The sequence below is a fragment of the Tardiphaga sp. genome (assembly GCF_028290785.1).
Classification (GTDB): domain Bacteria; phylum Pseudomonadota; class Alphaproteobacteria; order Rhizobiales; family Xanthobacteraceae; genus Tardiphaga.
In genome coordinates, this window is sequence record NZ_JAQGJD010000048.1 from 1 (window position 1) to 6,233 (window position 6,233).

A 6,233-nucleotide genomic window follows, 5' to 3' on the forward strand; every position below is an offset into this window, starting at 1 on the left:
TTGAAAGATTATCTGGAGATGAGGCTGCGTCGGACCGCGAACGTGCAAATCTTTGCCGACGGCGTCGCGCGGCTGCCGAACACCACCCTGTTCAGCGCGCCTGGGCTGAATGCCGAAACCGCCGTGATCGGCTTCGACCTCGCCGGTATCGCGGTGTCGTCGGGGTCCGCCTGCTCGTCGGGCAAGGTGCAGGCCTCGCATGTCTTGATGGCGATGGGCGCGGCGCCGGATCAGGCGCGTGGCGCGATTCGCCTGAGCCTTGGCTGGACCACCACGGAAGATGATGTGCAATGCACCATCGAGGCTTGGCGAAAGCTCGCGGATACACTACTTAACCCGTAGCGACGAAACAGACGTTGAACGGTTCTAACCGGGTGATTTCGTCGCTGGAACATCGTATAACATCTGAGTGGTCCCCGCGGTCCTTGAAACCGCGCCGGAGGATAATATGGCTGCCGTGCAGGAAACCGTCGATCGGGTTCGCCAGATCGACGTCGATCAATATCGTTATGGCTTCGAAACGCTGATTGAATCCGACAAGGCCCCGAAGGGTCTGTCGGAGGACACCGTCCGCTTCATCTCCGCGAAGAAAAACGAACCGGACTGGATGTTGCAATGGCGGCTCGATGCCTATCGCCGCTGGCTGACGATGGACGAGCCGACCTGGGCGCGCGTCGAATATCCCAAGATCGACTTTCAGGATCTGTATTATTACTCCGCGCCGAAGCCGAAGAAGACGATCGGTTCGCTCGACGAGATTGATCCCGATATCCTCGAGACCTACCAGAAGCTCGGCATCCCGTTGCGCGAGATCGAGGCGCTGGAAGGCGTCGTTCGGCCCGAAGGCGAGCGCCGCATCGCGGTGGACGCCGTGTTCGATTCGGTCTCGGTCGCGACGACGTTTCAGAAAGAGCTAAAGCAGGCCGGCGTGATCTTCATGCCGATCTCGGAGGCCATTCGCGAACACCCCGAGCTGGTGCGGAAATATCTCGGCACCGTGGTGCCGACGTCCGACAATTTCTACGCCACGCTGAATTCCGCCGTGTTCTCCGACGGCTCGTTCGTCTATGTGCCGCCGGGCGTGCGTTGCCCGATGGAATTGTCGACCTATTTCCGCATCAACGAGCGCAACACCGGGCAGTTCGAGCGCACTTTGATCATCGCCGACAAGGGCGCCTACGTCAGCTATCTCGAAGGCTGCACCGCGCCGCAGCGCGACGAGAACCAGTTGCACGCCGCTGTGGTTGAGCTGGTCACGCTCGACGACGCCGAAATCAAGTATTCGACGGTGCAGAACTGGTACCCCGGCAATTCCGAGGGCAAGGGCGGCATCTATAACTTCGTCACCACGCGCGGCGATTGCCGCGGCGACCGTTCGAAGATTTCCTGGACCCAGGTCGAGACCGGCTCGGCCATCACCTGGAAGTACCCGAGCTGCATCCTGCGCGGCGACGATTCGCGCGGCGAGTTATATTCGATCGAGATTTAGAACGGCCACCAGCAGGTCGATTACGGCACCAAGATGATCCATCTCGGCAAGAACACGACCAGCCGGATCATCTCCAAGGGCATTGCCGCCGGCGTCTCGCAGAACACCTATCGCGGTCTCGTCACCGCGCACCGCAAGGCCACCAACGCCCGCAACTTCACGGCGTGCGACTCCTTGCTGATCGGCGACAAGTGCGGCGCGCATACCGTGCCGTACATCGAGGCGAAGAACTCCTCGGCGCTGTTCGAGCACGAAGCCACCACGTCGAAGATTTCGGAAGACGTGCTGTTCTACTGCGTGCAGCGCGGACTTTCGCAGGAAGAAGCCGTGGGCCTCGTGGTCAACGGCTTCGTGAAGGACGTGCTGCAGCAACTGCCGATGGAATTCGCGGTGGAAGCGCAGAAGCTGATTTCGATCTCGCTTGAAGGATCGGTTGGATAGTGGCCGTCATCCTGAGGGGCCGCGCAGCGGCGTCTCGAAGGATGCGGCGGAAATAGGTCATCCTTCGAGGCCCGCCAAAAGGCGGGCACCTCAGGACGACGATAATGGGAAAGAATCAATGACCGCATTGCTCCAAGTCAAAAATCTGCAGGTTCGTGTCGAGGAACAGGAAATCCTCCACGGGCTGACGCTGACCGTGAACGCTGGCGAAGTGCATGCCATCATGGGGCCGAACGGTTCCGGCAAATCGACGCTCTCACACGTCATCGCCGGCAAGCCGGGCTATGAAGTGACCGGCGGCGAGATCCTGTTCAAGGGCGAGGATCTCCTGGACATGGCGCCGGATGTGCGTTCGGCCAAGGGCGTGTTCCTGGCGTTCCAGTATCCGGTGGAAATCCCGGGGGTCACCACCATGACCTTCCTGCGCACCGCGCTGAACGCGCAGCGCAAAGCGCGCGGCGAGGCCGAATATCTGGTGCCGGACTTCCTCAGGAAGGTTCGCGAAGTCGCGGGCTCGCTGAACATCCCGATGGATATGCTGAAGCGTGGCGTCAATGTCGGCTTCTCCGGCGGCGAAAAGAAGCGCAACGAAGTGCTGCAGATGGCGCTGTTCCAGCCCAGCCTGTGCATCCTCGACGAAATGGATTCCGGCCTCGACATCGACGCGCTGCGCGTCGCCGCCGACGGCGTCAATGCGCTGCGTTCGCCGGAGCGCGCCATGGTGGTGATCACGCATTACCAGCGGCTGCTGAACTACATCGTTCCGGACCATGTCCACGTGATGTCGAAGGGCCGCGTCGTCAAATCGGGCGGCAAGGAACTGGCTCTCGAGCTCGAGGCCACCGGTTACGCGCAGTATGAGGACGTGGCCGCTTAAGCAGCGCACGAACGGATTTTGTGATGAACGTAGCATTGGCGAAAACAGATACCGGCACGGCGCTCGGCGAGGCGTTCGCCCTCGCGCGCCCGCGGCTGCCCGGCGGCGGCAAGGTGGCCAACACCCGTCAGCAGGCTTTCGAGGCCTATGAGCGCATCGGGCTGCCGAACCGGCGCATCGAAGACTGGAAATACACCGACCTGCGCGTGCTGATGCGCGACGTGCTGCCGCTGGCGCCAGCACCCGATGCCGCCGCGCTGTCGCGTGCCGCCGATGCGCTGAAGCTGCATGCCATCGACGGCGTGCGCAAGTTGGTGCTGGTGGACGGCGTATTCGCGCCGAAGCTTTCGGACCTCGGCAAGCTCGATGCCGGCCTGACCATCCGCACCTTGCGCGATGTGCTGGAAGCCGACGATGCCGCGTTGCATGCAAAGCTGTTCGCACTCGATGCCGCCAATCCGATGATCGCGTTGAATAGCGCGATGATGACGGACGGCGTGGTGATCGCGGTTGCCGATGGCACCAGGCTGGCGCAGCCGGTGCATGTCATCCACATCGCCAGCGGCGGCCTGCCGGCGGCGATGTTTACGCGTTCGATGTTCTCGCTCGGCAAGGAAGCCGCCGCTACGCTGGTGGAGAGTTACATCTGCGCCGACGACGCCGAGAACTATCAGGTTCACGATTCGATGGTGATCCACATCGGCGACGGCGCGCGGCTCGACCATGTCCGCCTCACCGAGGACAGCCGCGAGGCGTTCAACATCTCGTCGTCGGCCATCACCGTCGGCCACAAGGCGCACTTCAACACCTTCGGCATGAACACCGGCACCATCGTCAGCCGCTACCAGGCGGTGATCGGGATTGTCGGCGAACATTCCCAGGTCGAGACCAACGGCGTCAATCTGCTCAACGGCCGCCAGCATGCCGACACCACGTTGGTGATGAATCACGTGGCGCCGAATTGCAGCAGCCGGGAAGTGTTCCGCGCGGTGCTCGACGACCGCGGCCATTCCGTTTTCCAGGGCCGCATCAACGTGCATCAGCCGGCGCAGAAGACCGACGCCAAGATGATGACGCGCGCGCTGCTGCTGTCTGACGAGGCCGAGGCCGACAACAAGCCGGAACTGGAAATCTTCGCCGACGACGTGCAGTGCGGCCATGGCGCCACCACCGGCGCGCTCGACGACAGCCTGCTGTTCTACCTGCGCGCCCGCGGCATGACCGAGAAGCAGGCCCAGGCGCTGCTGATCCAGGCGTTCGTCGGCGAGGCTATCGAGTCGATCGTCAACGACGACCTGCGCGAGCTGGCCATTTCAGCCGCCGAGCGCTGGCTGGCGGCGAGGGCATGAGCATGAAAATTCACCCCGCGGTCTCCAACGGTTCGTATGACGTGGCGCTGGTCCGCGAGGACTTTCCGGCGCTCGCCATGCAGGTCTATGGCAAGCCGCTGGTCTATCTCGACAACGCCGCTTCGGCGCAGAAGCCGAATGCGGTGCTCGATCGCATGATGGAAGCCTACAAGACCGAATACGCCAACGTGCATCGTGGTCTGCATTATCTCGCCAATGCCGCGACCGAGGCCTATGAGGGCGCGCGCACCAAGGTGCAGCACTTCCTCAATGCGAAGCGTCCGGAAGAGATCATCTTCACCAAGAACGCCACCGACGCGCTGAACCTGGTGGCGGCGTCGTGGGGCGGCGTCAACATCAAGGCCGGCGACGAGATCGTGCTCTCGATCATGGAGCACCATTCCAACATCGTGCCCTGGCATTTTTTGCGCGAGCGCCATGGCGCGGTGATCAAATGGGCGCCGGTCGATGACGAAGGCAACTTCCTGATCGAGGAATTCGAGAAGCTGCTGACCGACAAGACCAAGATCGTGGCGATCACGCATATGTCGAACGCGCTCGGCACCGTCGTTCCGGTCAAGGAAGTCGTGAAGATTGCGCACGCCCGCGGCATTCCGGTGCTGATCGACGGCAGCCAGGCCGCTGTGCACATGACCGTCGACGTGCAGGACCTCGACGCCGACTTTTATATCTTCACCGGCCACAAGCTGTACGGCCCGACCGCGATCGGCGTGCTGTACGCCAAATATCAGCACCTGGTGGCGATGCGGCCTTATGCCGGCGGCGGCGAGATGATCCGCGAAGTGGCGCAGGAATGGGTCACCTATGGCGATCCGCCGCACAAGTTCGAGGCCGGCACCCCGGCCATCGTTGAGGCGATCGGCCTTGGAGCCGCCATCGACTACGTGAATTCGATCGGCAAGGAGCGCATCGCCGCCCACGAGCACGATCTCCTGACCTATGCCCAGGACCGGCTGCGCGAGATCAACTCGCTGCGCATCATCGGCACGGCGAAGAACAAGGGTCCAGTGATCTCGTTTGCCATGGAGGGCGCGCATCCGCACGACATTGCCACCGTGATCGACCGTCAGGGCGTCGCGGTGCGGGCAGGGACGCATTGCGTGATGCCGCTTCTGGAACGATTCAATGTGACGGCGACGTGCCGTGCCTCATTCGGGATGTATAATACGCGCGAGGAAGTCGATCACCTCGCACAGGCGCTGATCAAGGCACGGGAGCTGTTTTCATGACGGACGTCGCAGAGACCAAGACCGCAGATGCCGACATCAAGGCCAGCCAGATGCAGACCACCTCGGCACTGTCGGCAGACGAGACCGAGCGTCTGGGCACCGAGATCGTCGCCGCGCTGAAGACCGTCTACGACCCGGAAATTCCGGCCGATATCTACGAACTCGGCCTGATCTACAAGGTCGATATCAAGGACGACCGCGCGGTGGAAGTCGAGATGACGCTGACCACGCCGAACTGTCCGGCCGCCGAAGAAATGCCGATGATGGTGGAGAACGCGGTGGCCAGCGTGCCCGGCGTCGGCGTCGTCACCGTCAACATCGTCTGGGAGCCGACCTGGACACCCGACCGGATGACCGACGAGGCGCGCCTCGTCCTGAATATGTGGTGATGTTGCGTCTGGTTGGTTGAGCGGCAATGCGGTCTTGAATAGCCGCGAGGACTGAACACATGACTGAGATGACCCCAGCAATTCCCAGCGCCAAGCCGAAGCCCCGCCCGCGTCCGCAGGTGATGCGCCTGACCGACGCCGCGGCGTCCCGAATTCAGGAGCTCACCAAGCGCGCCGATTCCGAGATCGTCGGCCTGCGCGTCGGTATCAAGAATGGCGGCTGCGCCGGCCAGTCCTACACCGTCGAATACGCCCACGACATCCGCCCCTCCGACGAGATCGTCGAGGACAAGGGCGTGAAAATCCTGGTGGAGCCGAAGGCCGTGCTGTTCCTGCTCGGCACCGAGATGGACTACAAGTCCGACAAGATGCAGTCGCAGTTTATCTTCAACAACCCGAACCAGACCGGCGCCTGCGGCTGCGGCGAGTCGGTGCAGC

Annotated in this window: 6 protein-coding genes and 1 pseudogene; all 7 read left to right on the forward strand. The window is 62.4% G+C overall.

The window, feature by feature from the left end:
- A partial coding sequence (locus JWR89_RS02620) for an aminotransferase class V-fold PLP-dependent enzyme (protein ID WP_299711467.1) occupies positions 1–342 on the forward strand: 342 nt, incomplete at its 5' end.
- 106 nt (positions 343–448) lie between these two features.
- Positions 449–1,930, forward strand: a pseudogene (gene sufB, locus JWR89_RS02625) (Fe-S cluster assembly protein SufB).
- A gap of 118 nt (positions 1,931–2,048) precedes the next feature.
- Positions 2,049–2,807, forward strand: coding sequence for a Fe-S cluster assembly ATPase SufC (gene sufC / locus JWR89_RS02630; protein WP_299711469.1), 759 nt, complete (start codon positions 2,049–2,051; stop codon positions 2,805–2,807).
- Between the two features lie 23 nt (positions 2,808–2,830).
- Complete coding sequence (gene sufD / locus JWR89_RS02635; protein WP_299711471.1) at positions 2,831–4,156, forward strand: Fe-S cluster assembly protein SufD; 1,326 nt, start codon at positions 2,831–2,833, stop codon at positions 4,154–4,156.
- Between the two features lie 2 nt (positions 4,157–4,158).
- A complete protein-coding gene (locus tag JWR89_RS02640) occupies positions 4,159–5,406 on the forward strand; it encodes a cysteine desulfurase (protein ID WP_299711474.1) in 1,248 nt (415 codons plus the stop codon).
- 50 nt (positions 5,407–5,456) lie between these two features.
- Positions 5,457–5,795: an SUF system Fe-S cluster assembly protein gene (locus JWR89_RS02645; RefSeq protein ID WP_299711479.1), complete on the forward strand. Its 339-nt coding sequence runs from the start codon at positions 5,457–5,459 to the stop codon at positions 5,793–5,795.
- A gap of 59 nt (positions 5,796–5,854) precedes the next feature.
- Positions 5,855–6,233, forward strand: a 379-nt coding sequence (locus tag JWR89_RS02650; protein WP_299711476.1) for an iron-sulfur cluster assembly accessory protein, incomplete at its 3' end; no start/stop codon positions are given.

Bases quoted from the DNA above. Each gene is read 5' to 3' on its own strand.
- JWR89_RS02645 (WP_299711479.1), top strand. From the start codon at position 5,457: ATGCAGACCACCTCGGCACTGTCGGCAGACGAGACCGAGCGTCTGGGC.
- sufD (WP_299711471.1), top strand. From the start codon at position 2,831: ATGAACGTAGCATTGGCGAAAACAGATACCGGCACGGCGCTCGGCGAG.
- sufC (WP_299711469.1), top strand. From the start codon at position 2,049: ATGACCGCATTGCTCCAAGTCAAAAATCTGCAGGTTCGTGTCGAGGAA.
- JWR89_RS02640 (WP_299711474.1), top strand. From the start codon at position 4,159: ATGAAAATTCACCCCGCGGTCTCCAACGGTTCGTATGACGTGGCGCTG.